Source organism: Shewanella psychropiezotolerans (assembly GCF_007197555.1).
In the GTDB taxonomy this organism is placed as follows: Bacteria; Pseudomonadota; Gammaproteobacteria; order Enterobacterales; family Shewanellaceae; genus Shewanella; species Shewanella psychropiezotolerans.
Window position 1 is genome coordinate 5,411,899 of the sequence record NZ_CP041614.1, and the last position, 20,642, is coordinate 5,432,540.

23 protein-coding genes and 1 pseudogene are annotated in these 20,642 nt (G+C 46.5%); 11 read left to right on the forward strand and 13 right to left on the reverse strand.

The genetic code is table 11. From position 1 onward, the window contains the following. Positions 1–31: 31 nt before the first annotated feature. From FM037_RS29795 to pepB, 5 genes are all read right to left on the reverse strand, one after another. A complete protein-coding gene (locus tag FM037_RS29795; RefSeq protein ID WP_229380999.1) occupies positions 32–217 on the reverse strand; it encodes a hypothetical protein in 186 nt (61 codons plus the stop codon). Beyond that, on the reverse strand, positions 190–1,062 hold the full coding sequence (locus FM037_RS23695; protein ID WP_229381000.1) for an HlyD family secretion protein: 873 nt from the start codon (positions 1,060–1,062) through the stop codon (positions 190–192). The genes FM037_RS29795 and FM037_RS23695 overlap by 28 nt, the downstream gene beginning before the upstream one ends. Continuing rightward, positions 1,059–1,370 (reverse strand): Mg2+ and Co2+ transporter, encoded by a 312-nt coding sequence (locus tag FM037_RS23700; RefSeq protein ID WP_144048033.1) that lies wholly within the window; start codon positions 1,368–1,370, stop codon positions 1,059–1,061. The genes FM037_RS23695 and FM037_RS23700 overlap by 4 nt, the downstream gene beginning before the upstream one ends. Before the next feature lie 605 nt (positions 1,371–1,975). Then, positions 1,976–2,551, reverse strand: coding sequence for a response regulator (locus tag FM037_RS23705; protein ID WP_144048034.1), 576 nt, complete (start codon positions 2,549–2,551; stop codon positions 1,976–1,978). 193 nt (positions 2,552–2,744) lie between these two features. Next, the gene (pepB, locus tag FM037_RS23710) at positions 2,745–4,022 is read right to left on the reverse strand and encodes an aminopeptidase PepB (RefSeq protein ID WP_144048035.1); all 1,278 of its coding nucleotides are present in this window, start codon (positions 4,020–4,022) and stop codon (positions 2,745–2,747) included. Positions 4,023–4,146: 124 nt separating this feature from the next. Here pepB and sfsA point away from each other — a divergent pair, with 124 nt between their 5' ends. From sfsA to FM037_RS23755, 9 genes are all read left to right on the forward strand, one after another. Further along, the gene (gene sfsA, locus FM037_RS23715) at positions 4,147–4,863 is read left to right on the forward strand and encodes a DNA/RNA nuclease SfsA (protein WP_144048036.1); all 717 of its coding nucleotides are present in this window, start codon (positions 4,147–4,149) and stop codon (positions 4,861–4,863) included. Positions 4,864–5,022: 159 nt separating this feature from the next. Next, on the forward strand, positions 5,023–5,466 hold the full coding sequence (gene dksA, locus FM037_RS23720) for an RNA polymerase-binding protein DksA (RefSeq protein WP_144048037.1): 444 nt from the start codon (positions 5,023–5,025) through the stop codon (positions 5,464–5,466). Positions 5,467–5,603: 137 nt separating this feature from the next. Further along, entirely contained in the window at positions 5,604–6,476 is an 873-nt protein-coding gene (gluQRS, locus tag FM037_RS23725; RefSeq protein WP_144048038.1) for a tRNA glutamyl-Q(34) synthetase GluQRS, read from the forward strand. 224 nt (positions 6,477–6,700) lie between these two features. Next, a complete protein-coding gene (locus FM037_RS23730) occupies positions 6,701–8,071 on the forward strand; it encodes a polynucleotide adenylyltransferase PcnB (RefSeq protein ID WP_144048039.1) in 1,371 nt (456 codons plus the stop codon). Continuing rightward, a complete protein-coding gene (gene folK, locus FM037_RS23735; protein WP_144048040.1) occupies positions 8,071–8,562 on the forward strand; it encodes a 2-amino-4-hydroxy-6-hydroxymethyldihydropteridine diphosphokinase in 492 nt (163 codons plus the stop codon). Before FM037_RS23730 ends, folK begins: the two co-directional genes overlap by 1 nt. A gap of 85 nt (positions 8,563–8,647) precedes the next feature. Further along, positions 8,648–9,442 carry a 3-methyl-2-oxobutanoate hydroxymethyltransferase gene (gene panB / locus FM037_RS23740; RefSeq protein WP_144048041.1) on the forward strand — a complete coding sequence of 265 codons (795 nt, stop codon included), beginning with the start codon at positions 8,648–8,650 and terminating at the stop codon, positions 9,440–9,442. A gap of 153 nt (positions 9,443–9,595) precedes the next feature. Then, positions 9,596–10,441, forward strand: a complete 846-nt coding sequence (panC, locus tag FM037_RS23745) for a pantoate--beta-alanine ligase (protein WP_144048042.1) — start codon at positions 9,596–9,598, stop codon at positions 10,439–10,441. A 514-nt stretch (positions 10,442–10,955) separates the two neighbouring features. Then, positions 10,956–11,459, forward strand: a complete 504-nt coding sequence (locus FM037_RS23750) for a DUF4124 domain-containing protein (protein ID WP_185976893.1) — start codon at positions 10,956–10,958, stop codon at positions 11,457–11,459. An 85-nt stretch (positions 11,460–11,544) separates the two neighbouring features. Next, the gene (locus FM037_RS23755; RefSeq protein ID WP_144048043.1) at positions 11,545–11,928 is read left to right on the forward strand and encodes a DUF4144 family protein; all 384 of its coding nucleotides are present in this window, start codon (positions 11,545–11,547) and stop codon (positions 11,926–11,928) included. Between the two features lie 92 nt (positions 11,929–12,020). On the opposite strand, the gene FM037_RS23760 is transcribed toward FM037_RS23755, so the two are convergent. The 5 genes and pseudogenes from FM037_RS23760 to mpl all read right to left on the reverse strand — a co-directional run bounded on the left by FM037_RS23760 (position 12,021) and on the right by mpl (position 16,728). After that, on the reverse strand, positions 12,021–12,791 hold the full coding sequence (locus FM037_RS23760) for an ABC transporter permease (protein WP_144049105.1): 771 nt from the start codon (positions 12,789–12,791) through the stop codon (positions 12,021–12,023). A 2-nt stretch (positions 12,792–12,793) separates the two neighbouring features. Further along, positions 12,794–13,818, reverse strand: a pseudogene (locus FM037_RS23765) (ABC transporter ATP-binding protein). A gap of 207 nt (positions 13,819–14,025) precedes the next feature. Next, a complete protein-coding gene (gene hpt / locus FM037_RS23770) occupies positions 14,026–14,556 on the reverse strand; it encodes a hypoxanthine phosphoribosyltransferase (RefSeq protein WP_144048044.1) in 531 nt (176 codons plus the stop codon). 41 nt (positions 14,557–14,597) lie between these two features. Beyond that, a complete protein-coding gene (locus tag FM037_RS23775; RefSeq protein WP_144048045.1) occupies positions 14,598–15,260 on the reverse strand; it encodes a flavin prenyltransferase UbiX in 663 nt (220 codons plus the stop codon). Positions 15,261–15,312: 52 nt separating this feature from the next. Beyond that, a complete protein-coding gene (gene mpl / locus FM037_RS23780; protein WP_144048046.1) occupies positions 15,313–16,728 on the reverse strand; it encodes a UDP-N-acetylmuramate:L-alanyl-gamma-D-glutamyl-meso-diaminopimelate ligase in 1,416 nt (471 codons plus the stop codon). Between the two features lie 201 nt (positions 16,729–16,929). On the opposite strand from mpl, the gene FM037_RS23785 reads away from it, so the two are divergent. Beyond that, entirely contained in the window at positions 16,930–17,721 is a 792-nt protein-coding gene (locus FM037_RS23785; RefSeq protein WP_144048047.1) for an ABC transporter permease, read from the forward strand. A gap of 67 nt (positions 17,722–17,788) precedes the next feature. Here FM037_RS23785 and FM037_RS23790 read toward each other — a convergent pair whose 3' ends face one another. Together FM037_RS23790 and FM037_RS23795 are read right to left on the reverse strand one after the other, a co-directional pair. After that, complete coding sequence (locus tag FM037_RS23790; protein WP_144048048.1) at positions 17,789–18,406, reverse strand: isochorismatase family protein; 618 nt, start codon at positions 18,404–18,406, stop codon at positions 17,789–17,791. A gap of 93 nt (positions 18,407–18,499) precedes the next feature. Continuing rightward, positions 18,500–19,174, reverse strand: a complete 675-nt coding sequence (locus tag FM037_RS23795) for a pirin family protein (protein WP_144048049.1) — start codon at positions 19,172–19,174, stop codon at positions 18,500–18,502. A gap of 153 nt (positions 19,175–19,327) precedes the next feature. Here FM037_RS23795 and FM037_RS23800 point away from each other — a divergent pair, with 153 nt between their 5' ends. Then, entirely contained in the window at positions 19,328–20,215 is an 888-nt protein-coding gene (locus FM037_RS23800) for a LysR family transcriptional regulator (protein WP_144048050.1), read from the forward strand. An 8-nt stretch (positions 20,216–20,223) separates the two neighbouring features. Here FM037_RS23800 and FM037_RS23805 read toward each other — a convergent pair whose 3' ends face one another. Next, a complete protein-coding gene (locus tag FM037_RS23805; protein WP_144048051.1) occupies positions 20,224–20,592 on the reverse strand; it encodes a hypothetical protein in 369 nt (122 codons plus the stop codon). Positions 20,593–20,642: the final 50 nt, after the last annotated feature.

Here is a 20,642-nt window from a genome sequence, read left to right on the forward strand (position 1 = left end):
CAACCTCTAAAACATCACAACAAAAGCTGAACTAAATTGCATTCAAATAAGACTTAGTCGCCACTAAACGTACCGTCGCCGCCCCTATGATGTCTAAGAAACCGAGTATGCTATGAGGCTTGTCGGCGCTGATCCATGCCGATCCCGTCGCACCTATGGGCAACATGGCCATAGTCGCTTCATCGACTTCTAAGATAACCGTACGCCCGATCGGCATAGAACCCAGGGAAATATGCCTGCCAACGGACTGTTCTCTTGGAAATATATCCCCTGTGCCTCTCCGGTTGCCTCTACTTTACTGTGTACTCTCGCCCTGAATATCTGCCCCGGGTAAGCATCGATATAAAACTCGGCAAATTGCCCCTTATTGATATAGGCAAAGGACTGATCCGGGATCCGCATCTCGACAAACTTCTTATCTGTCTGCCAAAAATGCATGGCGCCGACACGTGAGCCACCGGCAATGTAGACATGGGTCACCATACCGTCGAAGGGGGCGGTCACATTGAGTTGGCTGAGTTCATAATTTAGGCTGCGGATCTTAGCCTGCTGAACATCCAGTTGTGCCTCAAGAACCTTGAGCTCGGCCTGAACAATCTCGACTCGATCCCCGGAATTTTCCAGATCACGCTCACTCACATGAGCCTGGATCCTTTGATTTCGAACATAATCACGATTGGCCTGAGTAAACTCCACCTGTTTTGCTTCCACCGTGCGTTGAATTTCCATCTTCTTCGCCATCACCTCATCAATGGCGCTAACAACGGTATCGTCCCTCAAGGTATAAAGCAGTTCTCCCTCGTTTACGTGCTGGTTATGATCGACATAGATCTTATCAATCTGCTGGCCTAAAGCCGGTGATAGCACCGAGTGAGGGGCTCTAACTGTCGTCGAGTTAGTCAGATCGGCAGGGGAATAGAATCGATGCGCCATAAACAGGCTAAAGGCAAGCAGACAACCAATCAACACGCTGATAAAGTAATTTCTGGGTCTGGGATTAATGACTTTAAACTTAAACAATAACCAAACAATAAATATATAGGGAAGCATTATCTCTTTCATGAACGTGTCCCCTTAAACCATAACTGTGCCTTATCCCAATCCGTCACAATCGCAATTACAGCGATGACCCACAAGGGTTTCCAAATTAGACCTAACATACATAACCAAAAAATCAGTTTTGCTTGATGCATTCCCTTCTCTTTCGCCATGTATTTTGGCAATGAATGCAGGTGCCATAGCTTTAGGGCAACCCAAGAGAATACCGATAGCGTCACTAAGGCGATAAACCACATAAACGCGACGGAATCGAGCAAGACCATCAAACTAGGCAGGGATTCAAATTCTAAACTTGTATCATGTATTTTCATTCATTCTCTCAGCTGAACTCTGGAGTCAACACTCAATAATCTTCACTAAGAGGAATAACACTGAGGACGGATAAACCCATCTCGTTGAGATAAGTAAGCACAAAATAATTTAGCAGCCGAGAGTCTAACTTTACCTGGCTGAATGACAGTTGAATCGAGGTGAGGAAGCATGCCTAGATAGCAGAGGTGATAGACTTATATCAGGTAAAATAAGAAGAATTTTTAAAAACGTAGATAAAAAAATGCCCCCTTTCCAAGGAAGCAATTGAAGAATGTAGTTGCTGACAAATTTTAGTTTTAATTGTTAAAGCTACTTTATAAAATCACTAGCTAACAGGCCTTAGCTAGATCCTATTTCCGATTAGAAAGTAATCACCATGTTCACGCTCTACCCTGAGCTTAAAATCAGTAGAGCTAAGATTAATATCACAGTCGAAACTTAAAACAGACCGATATTATTTGAAAAGATGTGAAAACCTTTGAATTGGCCAACAATAGAGATTTAAGGGGTTTAATAGGCATAAAAAGATAATAAATAGATACAGTTAATGATTATCAGTTGCAGGTTAGTCCTTTTGGCAAGGACTCTCATTTAGCTCTAAGATCTATAATTCTGTATCGAAATGAGTCATGACTTGTCGAAAAAGGTCCCTTGAATCTACTGCGACTCCCTGACCGCCGCTGGAGGTAACTTTAGCGATCAACTCATCTGTCGCATTCAGGGTATAGATATAAAAAGGGATCACGGTACCTTGGTTACGCATCTTCTCGAGTAATTTCAAACCGGCGATGGCATCCTCTTCGCGGCCCATGTCTGAGATAATCACATCGTATTGATATAAGGAGATAAGTAGCAGGGCTTCCCGGGATGAAGTAGTGCTGTATACCCCTATGTTTTCCCTCCTAAGATACTCCCTCTCCCTCGAGTTATTCTCCGGATGGTCATCTATCCATAATACCCGCCCAATGGCATCGGCAGCCTCACTGTAAACAATTGTCTTTTCATCGATAACACTATGCCCTTCATGACTCGCAGTTAAGTATCGATCGAAGGAATGCGTAGAAAGCAGAGCATATAAAACGACGAAACTCACAACGATAGAAAATAAAATTATCGACACTCTGGGCCAATCATGGGCAAGCTTGTCTAGCTTCTGCCGAGTTCTCGCAAACTTAGACACTTACAGAGTAGCGCTTAAGAGTAACAATAATGCAACAAACGACCTGGTGGAGCAATAGCATCGCTTGGGGAAGATATTATCAGGTAAGGGTAATACGTAAAGAACAAGGTTACAGCTAGACAGTCAAAGCCCATAAAAAAGCCAGAGTCACTATAACTCTGGCTTCAGAAGCTTTACTGCATCAGGCTTAAGATTAGTCCTGAAGCAAGCCCGCTATGGTTAGCATACCGTGTGTGGTACCACCTGCGGCCCAAAGAGCATTTGGAGAGTCGGCAAAAGCAGAAGCCAGATCCATATGCAGCCATTTCACATCCGGTGACACAAAATGCCAAAGGAAGCCTGCAGCGTTGGATGCACCGCCGGCGCCACCACCTTTCATTGGGCGACTGTTCGCCGTATCGGCATAGGCTGATGGACACATCTCACGATGCCAAGGATCTAACGGCAGAGGCCAAACTCGCTCACCCACTTCGGCAGCTTTTGCTTGTGCCATAGCGAGTACGTCACTCGACGGAGAGAAGATAGCATTGTAATTCGTCCCGACCGCCATAACTGCCGCGCCTGTTAAGGTCGCTGCATCTATGATCAACTCAGCACCTGTGGCTGATGCCGCTTGTAAGCCATCGGCCAACACCAAGCGACCTTCGGCATCGGTATTGACCACTTCGACCGTAACACCATTCTTATAGGTCAAGATATCACCAAGCTTATAGGCATGGCCACTGATCAGATTCTCGGCGCAGCAAAGGAAGAGTTTTACACGCTTGTTCAAGCCTTGCTTCATGGCAAGACCGAGCGCCGCTGTTACGGTAGATGCGCCGCCCATATCACACTTCATTCCCAGCATGCCTTCCGAGGCCTTGATGCTGTAACCGCCAGAGTCGAATGTAATGCCTTTACCCACTAAGGCCACAGATACAGGCGCATCTTCTCCTAGCGGGTTGTAATCGAGTTCAAGCATGGCAGGTGGACGTTCACTGCCACGACCCACAGCATGAATACCTACCCATTTCTGCTCTAAAAGCTCTTGGCCTTCGATGATACGGTAAGTCACCTTATCGCCGCCGATCTCAGATAACCAATGGGCCGCCAGAATAGCTAACTTAACAGGCGCTAAATTTTCAGGGGTTTCATTGATCAAATGACGCGCAAAACCAGCACTCTCGAGGCGGTTTTGGAGTTCAATTTGAGCCGAATCATCACCAGTCCAACGAATCTCAGGTTCAGATTTAGCCGTGGTGAAACCCAGGGAGAAGGCCCACTGAGAGTCCACATTCCACAATTCACCTTCAAGGGCTATGGTCGATAAACCTTGGCTACGAAGTTTACGTGCCGCTTGTTGGATCTGACGCAACTCATCGTCACCTTGAAGATGGATCGTCGCCAGATCATTACTAAAAGTAACATCAGCCTTGCCCCAATGAGCGGCCGGTGCATCTTTGGTAAGGGTAACTTTCATTAAATCTGTCATGGGTGTTCCTTCCTGAACTATTGCTTATTTCGTTTTGCACGCAGTTTACTTCATAGAGTCAGATACCGACAGTTAAAAGCTGATAACCTTGTGCCATTATTCCAATAATAGCGGATCTCAAGTCATGGAATTCAGTCCCTCTTTCCAACAGGGGAAATTAATAAAAAGATACAAGCGCTTCCTTACTGATATCGAACTCGAAGATGGCAGCCAGGTCACCATACACTGCCCTAATACCGGCTCCATGAGAAACTGCTTGTTTGAGGGGAAAAGAGTCTGGTTTTCCATCTCGGATAACCCTAAACGTAAATACTCACGAACCTGGGAGCTGGCCGAGTCCGACCAAGGCCACCTTATCGGCATCAATACCGGCAGAGCCAACCAGCTGGCAGAGGATGCCATTAGAACCGGTGTCATCACAGAGCTTCAGGGGTATAGTTATCTTAAGCGTGAAGTAAAATACGGCAGTGAAAATAGCCGTATCGATATTTTATTGCGGGACGAATCGACAACGAGTCCTAAGCAAGACTGTTATATAGAGGTAAAAAGTTGCACCTTATTAGAAGAGGGCCAAGGCTACTTTCCCGACGCTGTCACCACCCGCGGACAGAAGCATCTTCGCGAGTTAATGGAGATGGTCACTTTAGGCCATAGAGGCGTGCTGCTTTTTGTGGTGCAGCACACAGGAATCGACTCGGTACAAGCGGCCGCTCATATCGACCCGGAATATGCCCGACTCCTCACCAAGGCACATCAATCCGGCGTCGAAGTATTGGCATATTGTGCTGAAATGTCGCCAAATTGCTCATCCTTGATTAAATCCTGTCCTGTCAAACTCTAAATAGGCGGTAAAAGTTGAATTAATTAAGAATAGGGAACATAGTCAAGGAATATCATTATCGCAACACAAAAAGTTTGCTTGCTCTATCAGTTTCTGATATAGATATCGGCCTTAAAATACAAGCGCCCTACAACGCAAATGATTAACAGGAGATGCGTTATGCCAGAAGGCACTAAAAAACTCGGCGTGCTCGCTATCGCAGGTGTAGAACCTTATCAGGAAAAACCTGGTGAGGAGTACATGAACGCAGATCAGTTGGGCCACTTCAGAAAGATTCTGGATGCTTGGCGTAATCAATTGCGTGAAGAGGTCGACCGTACTCTAAGCCACATGCAAGACGAAGCAGCTAACTTTCCAGACCCTGTAGATCGTGCAGCACAGGAAGAGGAGTTCAGTCTCGAACTTAGAGCTCGTGATAGAGAACGTAAATTGATCAAGAAGATCGAGAAGACACTTCAGAAGATAGAAGAAGATGACTTCGGTTTCTGTGATTCTTGTGGCATCGAAATCGGCATTCGTCGTTTAGAAGCCCGTCCAACAGCCGATCAATGTATCGACTGTAAGACACTTGCCGAGATTAAAGAAAAGCAGATGGCAGGTTAATCTGACTTATCTTGTTTTCTTGCTTAAATATTTAAGTAAGAATAGGCAAGAGTAAATAAAGCGGGGCCTAGCCCCGCTCTAATTCCTTCCCCGCTAAAAATTCAGCCCTGGGTTAATCTTGTCTTAGGTGAAATAATTTGAGTCACCAGCAATATATTGGCCGATTTGCCCCCTCTCCTTCAGGCCCCTTACATCTTGGTTCCCTCGTTGCCGCTCTGGGCAGTTACTTGCGTGCCCGCTCACAACACGGCCAATGGCTGGTTCGCGTCGAAGATATCGATCCTCCGCGAGAAATCGCGGGAGCGACAGATGATATCTTACGTACCTTAGAGGCTTATGGACTGCATTGGGATGGCGACGTCTTATATCAAAGTGACCGTCTCGATGCTTATCAGAGCCAGATAGACAAATTAATTGCACAGGACAAGGCGTATTTCTGTCAATGCAGCCGTAAACAGATCAAAGCCATGGGCGGTACTTATGATGGACGTTGTGGCCGGCTCACTCAGCCATACCACAGCGGCGCCATTCGCATCCGCAATCGTGCTGGCATTGACAGATTTAACGATCTACAGATGGGAGAGATTAAGGTAGATAAAGACTTTGCCACCGAAGACTTCATCATCAAGCGCAGCGACGGTTTATATGCCTATCAGTTGGCAGTAGTGATGGACGATGGCTTGCAGAACATTACCGAGGTGACAAGAGGCAGTGACTTGCTCATCCCCACTTGCAGGCAGATAAGTCTGTTTCAGATGTTTGAGCAAACGCCGCCAACATGGCTCCACTTACCTCTGATCTGCACAGAGCCTGGCATGAAACTCTCGAAACAGAACCATGCCGCCGCCATAGATAAGGCACAGCCCCAGGCAAGCTTCAATTCAGCTTTAGCTTTTTTAGGCCAAGTCCAGATAACACCTGAGCAGCAAATGGAAAAGATGGTCACTCAAGCCGTCGCACAATTCGATCTTTCCTTAGTCCCCAATCAAACAGAAATCATCCAAGCGTAAGAATATACTCATTAGGTTACATTTGGGGTATCATAGCCGCCTTGTTGTAACCCATAGTACTTTTGCACAGCACTGATGCAATTCCGAGGTGTCCCATTTTTCGCCGTATTAGCAAATTCTGTAAACAGTTATTTGATAACCAACAGACGACTGAAGAAACGATAAATTCAGGCTTAAGTCTGGAGGTTGTCCCGAGACAAGATCACGATATTTCTCGGAGACAAATGAGCGAAAATGCCATAAAGGTACTCTATCGCTTACATAAGTCTGGCTTTAAGGCGTATCTGGTCGGTGGCGGCGTGCGCGATATTCTCCTGGGGTTTCAACCTAAAGATTTTGATGTGGTCACCAATGCCACCCCGGAAGAGATCAAAGGTCTGTTCCGTAATTGTCGACTCATTGGCCGACGTTTTCGTCTGGCCCATATCGTCTTCGGCCGTGATGTGATCGAAGTCGCCACTCTACGTGGCCATCACGTAGACTCGGGTGAGAAGATCTCCAAGACCAATGCCGAAGGTCGACTGCTGCGTGATAACGTCTACGGCACCATAGATGAAGATGCCGAACGCCGTGACTTCACCGTCAATGCCCTCTATTACGACATCAGTGACTTCTCCATTCACAGCTATGGCGGTGGCCTTCAGGATCTTCAGTCTCGTACAATCAGAATGATAGGCGATCCCAATACCCGCTACCGTGAAGACCCTGTGCGTATGCTCAGAGCCGTGCGCTTCGCCACTAAGCTTGGTATGACCATAGAGAAAGACACAGCTTCACCTATCTATGAATTGGCACCTCTGCTGAAAGATATTCCTGCGGCCCGCATGTATGAAGAGATCCTTAAACTCTTCTTCAATGGCCAAGCACAGAACAACTTCAACATGATGCGTGACTTTGGCCTGTTTGAACCGCTATTCCCTCTGGTCAATAGTCTGCTTGTCGATGAGCCTGAAGGCCCGGCGTCTAAGATGATGCAGAGCATAATGGAGAGCACAGATTCTCGGGTAAAAGCCGAAAAAACTGTCACACCTGCGTTCTTCTACGCCGCGATTCTCTGGTACCCTCTGAGCCAACGCGCCGATGATATCGCTTTAGAGGGTGGTTTAAGTCTCTATGATGCCTATTATGCCGCCATGGGCGACGTGATGGAGCAACAGTGCAGTACCATCAGTATTCCACGCCGCTTTAGTACGCCAGCGAAAGATATCTGGCAGCTGCAGCTAAGATTCGATCGTAATCAAGGGACACGCGCCTTCAAGTTTATCGAACATCCTAAATTCCGCGCAGCCTATGACCTGCTATTGCTTAGAGCAAGCGCAGAAGGTGGCGCTGTGGCTAAATCTGCCGCTTGGTGGAAGAGCTTTGTCGAAGGCGGCGAAGAGCAACGTAGCGTCATCGCTCGCTCAGTTAACAAGGGCAGCCGTAATCGTAACTCGAATCAGCGCCGTCGTCGTAAACCATCGGCCAAGAGGACATCACCTAATTCAGGCGAGCAGTCAAGTAGCCAACCGACCGAGAAGCCATCGGAAAACAACAAAAGCGCTAATTCAGGCAATCAAGCTGCGTCCCCATCAACGGATAAGCCAGTCGGCTAATGGCCAAGGTTTATCTTGCTCTCGGGGCAAACCTGACAGAGCCCGAATCTCAGCTCGACAGCGCCTGTAAGGCACTGCTCGAGCTGGCTGACTCGAATATTAAGCCCGCACTCACAATATCCTCTTACTATCGCTCGGCTCCCATGGGCGATGTAGTGCAGCCTGATTATGTTAATGCCGTTGCCTGCTTCCATACTAGCCTAGATCCCATCGAGCTATTAGATGTATTACAGCAGATAGAGAATGAACAGGGCCGGGTAAGATTAGAACGTTGGGGGCCGCGCACCTTAGATCTCGATCTCTTACTCTATGATAATCAGACCATAGATACTCCCAGACTCACTGTTCCCCACTATGGTATGAAACAACGCAGCTTCGTGCTTATTCCCCTTGCCGAAATAGCACCTGAGCTGACACTGCCATGTGGCACAGCACTCAATAGTCTTATCGATGTAGATTTGGCAGCAGAATTAGAACAAATAGTCAGATAGTATTGAACTCTGATGGGAGTTAGCTTATAACAGCTCTCTATCAAGGATTCATAACCGTTTTTTAATCAGATTTAAGAAAGTCACTATGTCTAAGATAACTAGCTCTACCCTGCTCAAGTTTAAGCAGGAAGGTAAAAAGTTCACTTCACTCACGGCCTATGATGCAAGTTTTGCCAGCGCCTTCGACAGTGAAGGAGTTGATGTATTACTCGTAGGCGACTCTATGGGTATGGTGCTTCAAGGACATGATGATACTCTGCCGGTCTCGGTCGAAGATATCGCCTATCACACTCGCTGCGTTCGTCGCGGAGTAAAGCGTGCTCTACTTATCGCCGACATGCCCTTTATGAGCTATGCCACCCCTGAGCAGGCAATGGCCAATGCTGCTATTCTGATGCAAGCTGGTGCCAACATGGTCAAGGTTGAAGGCGGCCACTGGCTGTTAGAGACTGTGACTAAGCTCACCGAACGTGGCATTCCAGTATGTGCTCACCTGGGTCTTACCCCTCAGTCGGTACATGTATTCGGTGGCTTTAAGATCCAGGGGCGTGATGCGGACAATGCTCAGCGCATCTTAGATGAAGCCAAAGCGATAGAAGCCGCCGGCGCTCAGCTTTTGGTCGTCGAGTGTATTCCGGCGCCATTAGCAAAGGCCATCAGTGAAGCCCTGACGATCCCTGTGATAGGCATAGGTGCAGGCGCTGGCACAGATGGACAAATCTTGGTCATGCATGACGTACTCGGGATCTCCAGTGGCTATATTCCTCGCTTCTCTAAGAATTACCTGAAGCAGACCGGTGAAATTCGTGAGGCCATTCGCGCTTATATCGATGAAGTCGAGAAAGGAATATTCCCGGGCAGTGACCATACATTTAGCTAGACAATAATCTTGTCCCTTTAGCTAGAACGATGAATAAACGTTGCCGGCCTGACACAGGTTTTAGCCGGCGATACTGATAACTAAAAATAAGAAAATTGCTAAGGATTGCCATAAGGCAGCCCTTAACTTAGAGCAGTGATAGGCCCAATCAAGATGATCACCACCCAAGAGATTACACAGATACGTGAGCAAGTTCGTGCCTGGCACGCCAAGGGCGAAACCGTCGCCTTCGTCCCCACTATGGGTAACTTGCACTTAGGCCATATCACTCTTATCAAAGAAGCGGTAAAACGAGCCGACCATGTAGTCGCCTCTATTTTCGTCAACCCTATGCAGTTTGGCCAGAATGAAGATCTCGACGCTTACCCCAGAACGTTAGCCGCCGATCAACTGGCGCTGGCAGATGCCGGGGCTGAACTACTGTTTACTCCTACTCCAAAAATTATCTATCCCAAGGGCATGGAACAACAGACTTATGTCGAAGTCCCCAAGATCGGTGATGAACTGTGTGGAGCAAGCCGTCCAGGTCATTTTCGTGGCGTCGCTACCATAGTGTGCAAGCTATTTAATATCGTCCAACCCGATGTTGCCCTATTTGGTAAAAAAGACTTCCAACAACTTTTAGTGATCAAGACCATGGTCGAAGATCTCTCTATGCCTATCGAAATAATAGGAGTAGAAACTATACGTGAAGAGTCGGGTCTGGCCATGAGTTCTCGAAATGGTTACCTGAGTCAGCCACAGAAAGTGCAGGCCGCGACACTAAAACAGGTGTTGGATACCATGTCTGAAGAGATTCAATCTGGTCAGGCTATTATAGGCGTTATTGACAAGGCCCAAGCTAAGCTCATAGAGGCAGGTTTCAAGCCTGACTATCTAGAGGTTCGCAGTTCCACCGATCTCTCGCCAGCCAGGGATGAACAAGAAGCTTTAGTGATTGTCGCCGCAGCCTATATGGGCGCAACCCGCTTGATCGATAACCTCTGCTTCGAGCGCTAGCCCCACACAAGTCTCACAAGAGAACTTCCCCCATTAGAATCAATTCAGGGCACCTATGGGTGCCCTTTAATTCCCTTTCTCAATATCTATACTCAAGCCCTTCTGATCAGTCTGAAATATTTATCTTAAAATCAACCCAAGCTTCACACATGGACACAAGCTTTCCCGGGCAAGTTGAAAGTGTAAAAACTGGTTTTATCGAAAAACTTACGCCATAGTATTACTCATATTATCAATAGAAATAAAAATAAAAATAAAAATGTTAGAATAGCGACATAAGATGATCACGACTAAAGGATGTTTGGGAAATTACCCAATAAACAGTCGGCTAAACCTTGGCCCATACATTATTTATCGGGACATGGAATGACAGGTAATACCATTCCGAGTAAGTATCTGAACTGACCAGATACTTATATGGAATGGTATAACAAAGGAAGTTAAGCCCAATGGCGAGAGAGATCCAAACTAAAAGAACTCAATTCCCCCCTATCAATTTAGATTCGGTTACCTTTTGGCGGCTTGTCTATTATCAGGTACTCTGGTTAACTCGGCTCAGGCCAATAGTATTTATAAATGTGTCAAAGACAATAAAGTCGTCTTTAGCCAGACGATATGCCCGAAAGAGTTTAGTCAGCATAAGATAGAGTATGAACTTGGGATCACCACAGAAACAGATTCAGATAAACGTGAGAAAAAACTCGACCCTATGCAAACGGCACTACTGAGTAAGCAAACAATCTCAAAGGAAAAATTACTGCAGCTACTCAATGGCGAACTATACCGATTAAATCAGGAACTCAGTTATTTTGATATCCTCAAATCCAGCGAGTTGCAAAAAATTGAACGTAAGCGCTATTGGGAAAAGAAAAATAAGAGTGACTCTGAATACCTTACCGAGATCGAAGAGCTGAATACTTATTTCGATGACCTTATCGACAATAATCAAGCCACTATAAACCTTCTCAAAACCCAAAAAATGCAGATAGAGGCCGAGCCGACACCAGAAGATAAGTGAGATTGATAGAATGAAAGATACCGCCCAGATTACCTCAGCAATTCATAGCAAACACTAATGCCGCAAGATAAGTGATATTGATAAAATGAAAGATACGACTCAGCTTACCTCAGCAATTCATAGCAAGATCCTGTGGCCCGCAATATTAATCCATGCCGATCATGATGAATTAATTTATCTTGATAATGAACAAGACTGGGAGATAGAAGCCCAAGGGCACATTGACGAAATGAGCCAGTTGTTCGACTCATCGGGGATAACCTATCGTCTCAAATTAAAACACATAGACAATGGGAAGCCGAACAAACATCTAAACTGGTTAGTCGCCACCGAGTCACTTGAACAGAAGCAAGTATTAACCCGTGTCAGATTGCACGCTAGCACCTTAGGCCACTGTTGTACCGCTAAGCTAGGCGCAAACACGGTCAAACAGGTATTCGATATGATGAAGTTTTTAGAAGAAAGCTAGAAGAAGGCTAGTAGGTAACAGGAAGTTAGGCGCTAGGAAACGAGATCCTAGAGGCTTAAACCTAGGATCTCATACCTTATGACTCACTGACTTTAACTACGTAAGCCTATTCCACGGCTTATTAGATAATAAGCTAAGGTCCATAAGCCAACACAGAAACCCACCATCACAGCGATGGAGAAAGGCACGCTCATGTCCGCATACCCCAAGAAACCGTAACGAAATACATTGATCATGTACACCACAGGATTCAGCTTAGACACCCCTTGCCAAAAATCGGGTAACAACGACAGTGAATAGAACACGCCACCGAGATAGGTCAATGGCGTCAGCACGAAAGTAGGCACTATGCTGATATCATCGTAGCTGTTAGCGAATATGGCATTGATAAGACCACCCAGGGAGAACAGAATAGAAGTCAGCAACACAGTCAATACCACTAAACCCACATGATGCAGGCTAATATCGACGAAGAACATGGCCACTAAGGTCACGATGGTGCCCACGCACAGACCGCGGACTACGCCGCCCCCCACATAACCGGCAATCATCACGTAGTGCGGCACGGGTGCCACGATCAGCTCCTCCAGGTTTCGCTGAAACTTAGCGCTGAAAAATGACGAAGCCACGTTGGAATATGAGGCGGTGATCACCGACATCATAATCAGACCAGGAGCGATAAACTCCATATAAGTAACGCCGCCCATCTCTCCTATCCGCTTACCCACCAAGTTACCGAAGATGAGGAAGTACAAGGTCATACTGATCGCTGGCGGTACTAAGGTTTGTACCCAGATACGAGTAAAACGATTGATCTCTTTGGTCAAAATACTCTTAAATGCCGTAGCATACAGGGCTTTCATGTTCATGATGACGTTCCTTTGCTGGCTGAAGCTTCTTTATTGGCTGAGGCTCCATTACTCGCCTGCTGCTCACAGCTCCTCTGTGGTTCAATGGATCCCTTCTCCACCAGCTCCACAAACAGCTCCTCCAATCGGTTAGCCTTGTTACGCATAGACAACACCTCTATTCCCAGCTTAGTGAGCTGGGAAAACACAGCATTGAGGCTCTGCTCCTTGGCCACGTCCACTTCCAAAGTATGGCTGTCACTCAGGCGGCACTTGATACCATCGAGACTCGGCTCGACACTCAAGTCTGTCCCAAGATCCAACACGAAGGTCTCCATATTTAATCGGCTCAGCAAAGATTTCATGCTGGTGCATTCGACCAAGATCCCCTTATCTATGATACCGATATTACGGCACAACATTTCGGCCTCTTCGAGGTAATGAGTGGTCAAGATAATGGTTACACCTTGCTCATTAAGCTCGGTGAGGAAGGTCCACATGGAGCGTCTCAACTCAATATCCACCCCGCAGTCGGTTCATCTAAGATCAACAGTTGAGGTTCATGCATCAAGGCACGTGCTATCATCAATCGGCGCTTCATGCCACCAGACAAGGCTCTAGCCGGGCTATCACGCTTCTCCCAAAGATCCAGCTGAGTCAGGTACTTCTCGGCGCGCTCCAAGGCGACATCTTTCTTCACCCCATAATAGCCAGCCTGATTGACCACAATCTGTAGCACTTTTTCAAACTGGTTAAAGTTGAATTCCTGGGGTACCAGGCCAATACGCAACTTGGCCAGTTCCAGCTCCTTGTCGATATCGTGTTCAAACACAGATACCTTACCCGAAGACTTCTGTACCAGTGAGCTAATCACACCTATGGTGGTGGACTTGCCTGCCCCATTGGGGCCAAGCAGCGCGAAGAAATCTCCCTTCTCCACCGTTAAACTGATCCCTTTTACTGCCTCGACACCACCTTTATAGGTTTTCTTTAGATCTTTGATTTCGAGGGCGTAAACCGGGGACTTCTTTGTATTCACCATGTATATCCTAATTCCAGTATGTCACTGGCAAAAAATCTGAATGTGTCCCATTGAATAACTTATTGTTATCAGTAAATGAAGCTAGTCATTATAGCTGCATCGATACTCAGAGACTGAATGAACTTATATTGGGACATTTGTACAAAAAAAAACCCGCAAAGTGCGGGTTTTTCAAATAAAACTCTCTTCGATAACCGATTGGAGTACTTATTCTGAAGGGATCACTTTAGCTATGTAGGGCAAGTTACGGTACTGCTCCGCATAATCGATACCATAGCCAACAATGAACTCATTAGGAATGGTAAGACCGATAAAGTCTATCGGTACATCGACCTCGCGCCCCTCGGGCTTATCGAGCAAAGTACAGAGCGCCAGGCTCTTTGGCTCACGCAGTAATAACATTTCACGGATCTTATTGAGTGTATGACCCGAATCGATAAGATCTTCTACGATCAGCACATCACGCCCCTTGATGTCAGACTGCACATCCTTGAGGATCTTCACTTCACGTGTGCTGGTCATGGCATTGCCATAACTAGAAACCGACATAAAATCGATCTCCACATGGCCCTTGATGAGACGACATAGATCAGCCATAAAGACCACAGAACCTTTCAGCAGGCCCACCATCAACAGGCGCTCGCTGTCAGCATAATGAGTATTAATCTTCTCGGCTAACTGATTCAGTATTAGATCAATCTCCTCGGCGGAAATCATCTCTTCAATCGTGTGTTTCATAACTCTCTCAACTTTGCTTTCAACTGACTCTATAAAGTGTCTTATTTATCACTATCTTCGGCGTTATTTTTATCATAACCCCAACGATTTGTTAAATCATGCTCGACGCCCAGATGGTCAAGAATTCGGGCGACCATGAAGTTTACCAGATCTTGCACCGATTTGGGATCATGATAAAATCCGGGTGCCGCCGGCATTATGGTCACCCCAAGCTTAGACAGGGACAACATATGCTCTAAATGTATGGAACTAAAGGGAGTTTCCCTGGGTACTAAGATAAGCTGACCACGTTCTTTAATGACTACATCGGCGGCGCGTTCGAGCAAACTGTTGCTCATTCCTGTGGCTACTGCCGCTAGAGTGCCTGTACTGCAGGGGCAGATCACCATCTGTTTCGGCGCTGCCGAGCCCGATGCAGGCGGTGAGAACCACTCATCCTTACCCAGCACATGTAGCGAACCTTTAAGCGAAGACTCAGCCCTCTCGGCAAACAAGTCGAGTAACTGTTGCTCGGATTTTTTGCCATTGGCACTCAACTGAACAGCTTCCTCGGTGGCCAGCACCACACGCGCGGCGCTGGAGATCATCAAGAAAACCTGATAATCGGCAACTAACAAGCACTCGAGTAACTTGAGCCCATAAGGTGCCCCCGAGGCCCCCGTCCAGGCCAAACTGATCGACTTTTGTTTTTTTGGGTAACTCATATTTCTCTCTTTAAGTTCCTAGGAACTAGAGCCTAGGTTCTAGGACTTAGTGCTAACCTTTCAACTTCTCTAGCAGCTTCTTATGCAAGCCACCGAAACCGCCATTGCTCATGATAATGATGGTGTCGCCACTTTTCGCCTTGCTAGCGACAGTATCCACTATCTCATCTATGTCATATAGCACAGATACGGGTAGCTCGGCTTTTTCCATCGCAGCTTCGATATCCCAATCGATGCTGTCGGCCTGGTAGAGATAAGCCTGGTCGGCAAGAGACATGGAGCCTGCCAAGGTATCCTTGTGAACGCCGCTCTTCATGGTGTTGGAGCGTGGCTCCAGGATAATGGTTATCTTGGCCTCTCCCACCTTGGCACGGCAGCCCTGCAACGTGGTAGCGATAGCGGTAGGATGATGAGCAAAATCATCATAAACCTCAACGCCATTAACTTCACCAATAAGCTCCATGCGACGTTTAGGGGGCTCGAATTGAGTCAAGGCTTGGATAGCTGATTCAGGCTTAACGCCCACATGTCGAGCCGCAGCGATAGCCATAGTAGCATTCTCCACATTGTGCTGACCGATCAAGCTCCAATCTAAGATGCCTTGAGACTCGCCATCGAAGAACAGCTCGAACTTGTGGCCGTCAGCGGCAATAAGCTTACTAGACCAAATTCCTTGGTTGTCCGCAGCAGACGAGCCTTTATTATCCGCTATAACATCCGAGCAGTTCCTAGTATAAACCTCTTGCTCACTCCAACAGCCCATGTCGATCACTTGCTGCACCGCCTCGCTGTCTTTAGGCCAGATGATCTTGCCCTCTCCAGGTACGGTGCGTATCACATGATGAAACTGACGCTGAATGGCTTTTAAGTCATCAAAAATATCGGCGTGATCAAACTCGAGATTATTGATCACTAAAGTGCGCGGCAGATAATGGACGAACTTGGAGCGTTTATCGAAAAAGGCACTGTCATACTCGTCGGCTTCCACCACGAAAAACGGTGAACCACCCAGACGCGCAGACACGCCGAAATTTTGCGGTACGCCTCCAATCAGGAAACCTGGCTCATAACCACAATCTTCTAAGATCCATGCCAACATACTCGAAGTAGAGGTCTTGCCATGAGTCCCCGATATCGCCAGCACCCAACGTTCCTTAAGAACATGTTCGGCCAGAAATTGTGGCCCTGAGGTATAAGGGATTCCGCGATTAAGCACAGCCTCCACGCAGGGGTTCCCACGGCTCATGGCGTTGCCTATCACCACCAAGTCCGGAGCATCATCTTCGTTACTACCAAGTTGACTAGGATCGAAACCTTGAATGAGTTCGATGCCTTGCTCTTCGAGCTGAGTGCTCATGGGCGGATAAACATTGGCATCGCTACCGGTCACCCTGTGACCTTCGGCTCTGGCAAGGAGTGCAAGGCCACCCATGAAGGTGCCGCAGATGCCTAAGATGTGTACATGCATGGAGTTGGCTCTGGTGATGAATAATTTGAGGCATATTCTAACGGGATGGGAGACCATTGTCAGTTAACTATGATTTAAGGGGATGATAGCGTCAAAATATATCGCCAGATAAACTGATCTAATCTAAGAAACACCTTGCTAGGGAGGTCAACATAGAAGATATTGATCTTCTTAACCACCAATAAGCGCCTAACTTTACATATGCAGTCGACTATTGATATCTCCTGGGTTCAACTCGCCCTGTTTATGCTGATCTTGCTCATTCCCTTCTTCATCAATCGATATCTAAAGTTAGCGCTCGCAAAGGAAATAACCTCAGCCGTTTTACGCATGACGATTCAGCTGTTCCTAGTCGGACTTTATCTGCAGTTCCTGTTTGAACTTAACAGTTTATCGCTCAACTTAATTTGGCTTAGCTTAATGTTACTTATCGGTGCCAGCGCCATAATCGGTAGTGCCAAGCTGCCTAAGCGACGCCTCTATCTCCCCGTCATTACCGGACTAATAGTAGGAGTAACGCCTTTAATCGCTATTTTACTGCTTGCGCTATTAAAGCCAACACCCCTATATAACGCCCAATATATGATCCCTATGGCTGGCATGTTACTGGGAAATTGCTTGAGTGGTAATATTGTCGCATTACAGAGACTGTTTTCCGCCTTCGAGGAGCAAAAAGATCAATATGAAGGAGCGCTGGCATTGGGGGTTACCCCCTATCAGGCCGCCTTTCCCTTTATGCAGTCGGCATTGAAGCAGTCATTAGCTCCTATCCTCGCCTCTATGACCACCACGGGCTTAGTCACGCTGCCAGGCATGATGACAGGTCAAATTTTAGGTGGCAGCGATCCTATGGTGGCAATTAAGTATCAGTTAGTGATATTAGTCGCCATATTTGTAATGCTGACAGTCTCGGTCACATTGTCATTGATCTTATCCATCAGATCTTGCATCGAACCCAGTGGATTAATTAGAGTCGTTATAAGGAAAAAATGACCCATAAAACTAGAGCCCTACAGATTTATGCAAGGGCTCAGGACATATTGAGTGACTTAAGCTAAGACTAGCTTCTTGCAAAGTAACTATTCATCACATAATTATATGAGGTCGTATGGTCTGCTAATACCTGCCCCAGCTCCATGCCTTTGTCACTGCGCCAATCAGACATTATCTCCGCTAAAACCGATGCCCAGGTTGTCACTTTTACGCCCGCCTGTGTCAATCTATGAATAGAAGCTTGCTGCACCGTCTTATTCCAGGTAGCCGATGCATCGATAACCGCATAGACATCATAGCCTTCCTCAACTGCACTCAAGGCTGGAAACATCAGGCAGACATCGGTCACAATCCCCGCCATGATGATCTTCTTACGATCCGTGGCTTCGATAGCAGATTTAAACGCTGAGCTGTGCCAGGCGTTAATCTCTCCCTCACGATTGATCACCTTATCACCTAAGATCTCGGTGATTTCTGGCATAATAGGACCATTAGGCCCGTCGGCTAGACTCGCAGTCACCACCGAAGGTAAGCCTAAGGTTTTGGCCATATTACACAAGCCTTGGATGTTATTTTTAACCACAAGTGGATGTTCATCGGCGCAGCTAACCAATAAGCCGGTCTGATGATCTATCATGGCAAGTACGGCATTATCCGGTGTTAGAACTTCTGAAAACTTACTCATTTTTATTTTCCTTTCATCTGAAATATTATAAATAGATGCTATTTATTCATTTGAATATGTTTCTGAGCCGAATATTAGCTCGGCTCTTATTGGCTAGACTTTATCGATCACTATGACTTGAGCACTGGTTAACGCCACCAGCTTAAAAGCATCGCTGCGCACCAGCGTGCCGGCCTCAATAAGCGATCCATCAATCTCAACCTTACCTTCACTGACATACACTAAACTTGCTGTATTCTGTTCAAAGCGATGACCCTCTTGCAGATTGGCGACGCTTATCTGTGTACGGCTATCGAAGGTTTTATCTTGCCCAACCTCACCTCCGTAGATCCGCGTTAGCTCTCCGGTTTTTGGGCTATATAACTTGTAGCCGGCTTTTTCTCCGCTACGCTCTGGAAGAACCCAAAGCTGGATCATCTGGTTCTCTTCACTATCTGGATTGACCTCATTATGTGAAAAACCTTCCCCGCCAGCCCTCTGCACTTGAGCTTGCTTAGCATTCATCATCTGGCCGTGTTCTAGCGAGCCTTCATGATTGATGCGGCCCTTTACCATCACAGAGATCACGTCCACCTCTCTATGACCATGCATCAAGGTCTCGCCTTTGGGCATAAACCTAGCGTCGGCTAAATAAACGAAATTTCCTAAGCCGTCCCATGTCTGTGGATTACGATTTGAACCGAAGGCTTTCTTGCCCATCACAAACTGATGTTCTTTTAATCCGGCAAAACCACCTTCTCGTAGCTCTGATTTTGTTAAAACTTCCATTTGTGACTCCTTAACCTTGTCAATACAGCCCTAAGTGGCTGGCGATGTATTAATCATAGCCATCTAAATAAATGGGATAAACATGACAAAATAGAAACAACTGTTCCATTTAAGGTTACAATTGAATTTGACTTACAAAGGAGAGTGATAGCAGTGCAAAACATCAATGATATGTTGGTATTTTCCGAGGTGATCAAAGCGGGTAGCTTTACCAAGGCCGCCGAGGTGCTGAATCTGCCAAAATCTAACATCAGTCGCAAGCTCACCCGATTAGAAACACATCTGGGCGTACGGCTGATCGAACGCACGACTCGCAGTATTCACCTTACCGAAGTAGGCCAAATATACCTACAACACTGCCAACGTATTCAGGAAGAAGTGGAGTCGGCGGAGTTATGCGTCGACCATTTAGTTGAAAGCCCGAGAGGCCAACTAAAAATCTGCGCCTCTGTCACCATTGGACAGCAGATAATCAGTAAGTATCTAGATGAGTATACTGAGCTGTATCCAGATGTGAACGTGAGTCTCGAACTGACAAATAGGCGTATCGATCTCGTTGAGGAAGGATTCGATCTGGCGATTAGAATAGGAGAGTTAGAGGACTCTAGCCTTATTGCTAAATACTTAGGTCAATTAGATAGGAAACTATGCGCAAGTCCATCACTCATAGATAGACATATATTGCCCGCACATCCTAGTGAGTTAGCACAACTACCAAGTCTGTTTATGACCAGTAGTATGCCAAAATATCAGTGGCAGTTACGTCAAGCCGAGGTCATAGAGCAAGTGCAGATAAAGCCTAAAGTAGAAGTAAACGATTTTCTCTCTCTTAGTCACCTCTGTATATCCGGTTGCGGGGTGACTTTGCTACCCGCTTACCTGTGTGATGATGCGATTAACGAAGGAAAACTCATACAGCTATTATCAGATTGGCAATGTGCCCCTTCAAAAGTTTATGCGCTCTATCCAAGTCATAAGAGCATCACACCTAAAGTGCGTTCTATGTTGAGTTTTCTAGCAGAGGTATTTGAAAATGATTAGCGTAAATATCAGATGAAAAGGGCAATAACACTGCCTATGGATGCCGCTGCTTTTAAGTATTTGCCCACAGTGCAGGTACAATCATCTTCTTTGGTTACTGAGTCATCGGGCAAGATTGAGTCTAGCGCATCCTCAAACCAAGATGAGTCCTCTTTTTCTGGAGGTGGGTTCGAGTTCAAAGAGGCTACATCTGCATTCATAGATTGACTGGCTTGAGTAGACTGAGCACTCAGCTGCCTAGCTTCAGATGATAGATGCACTTGTGAAAATTCAGTTACTTGAGTAGCGGCTGTAACTCCCCCTTGGTTGCTTGGTGGTGAGTTCACTGAATTGTTACTTAGCCCGTTAACAGGGGCTCCAACACTGGTTATGGTCATAATTACCGCCAAGACAATCATAGTACAAGCACAACAATACTATTTAACAT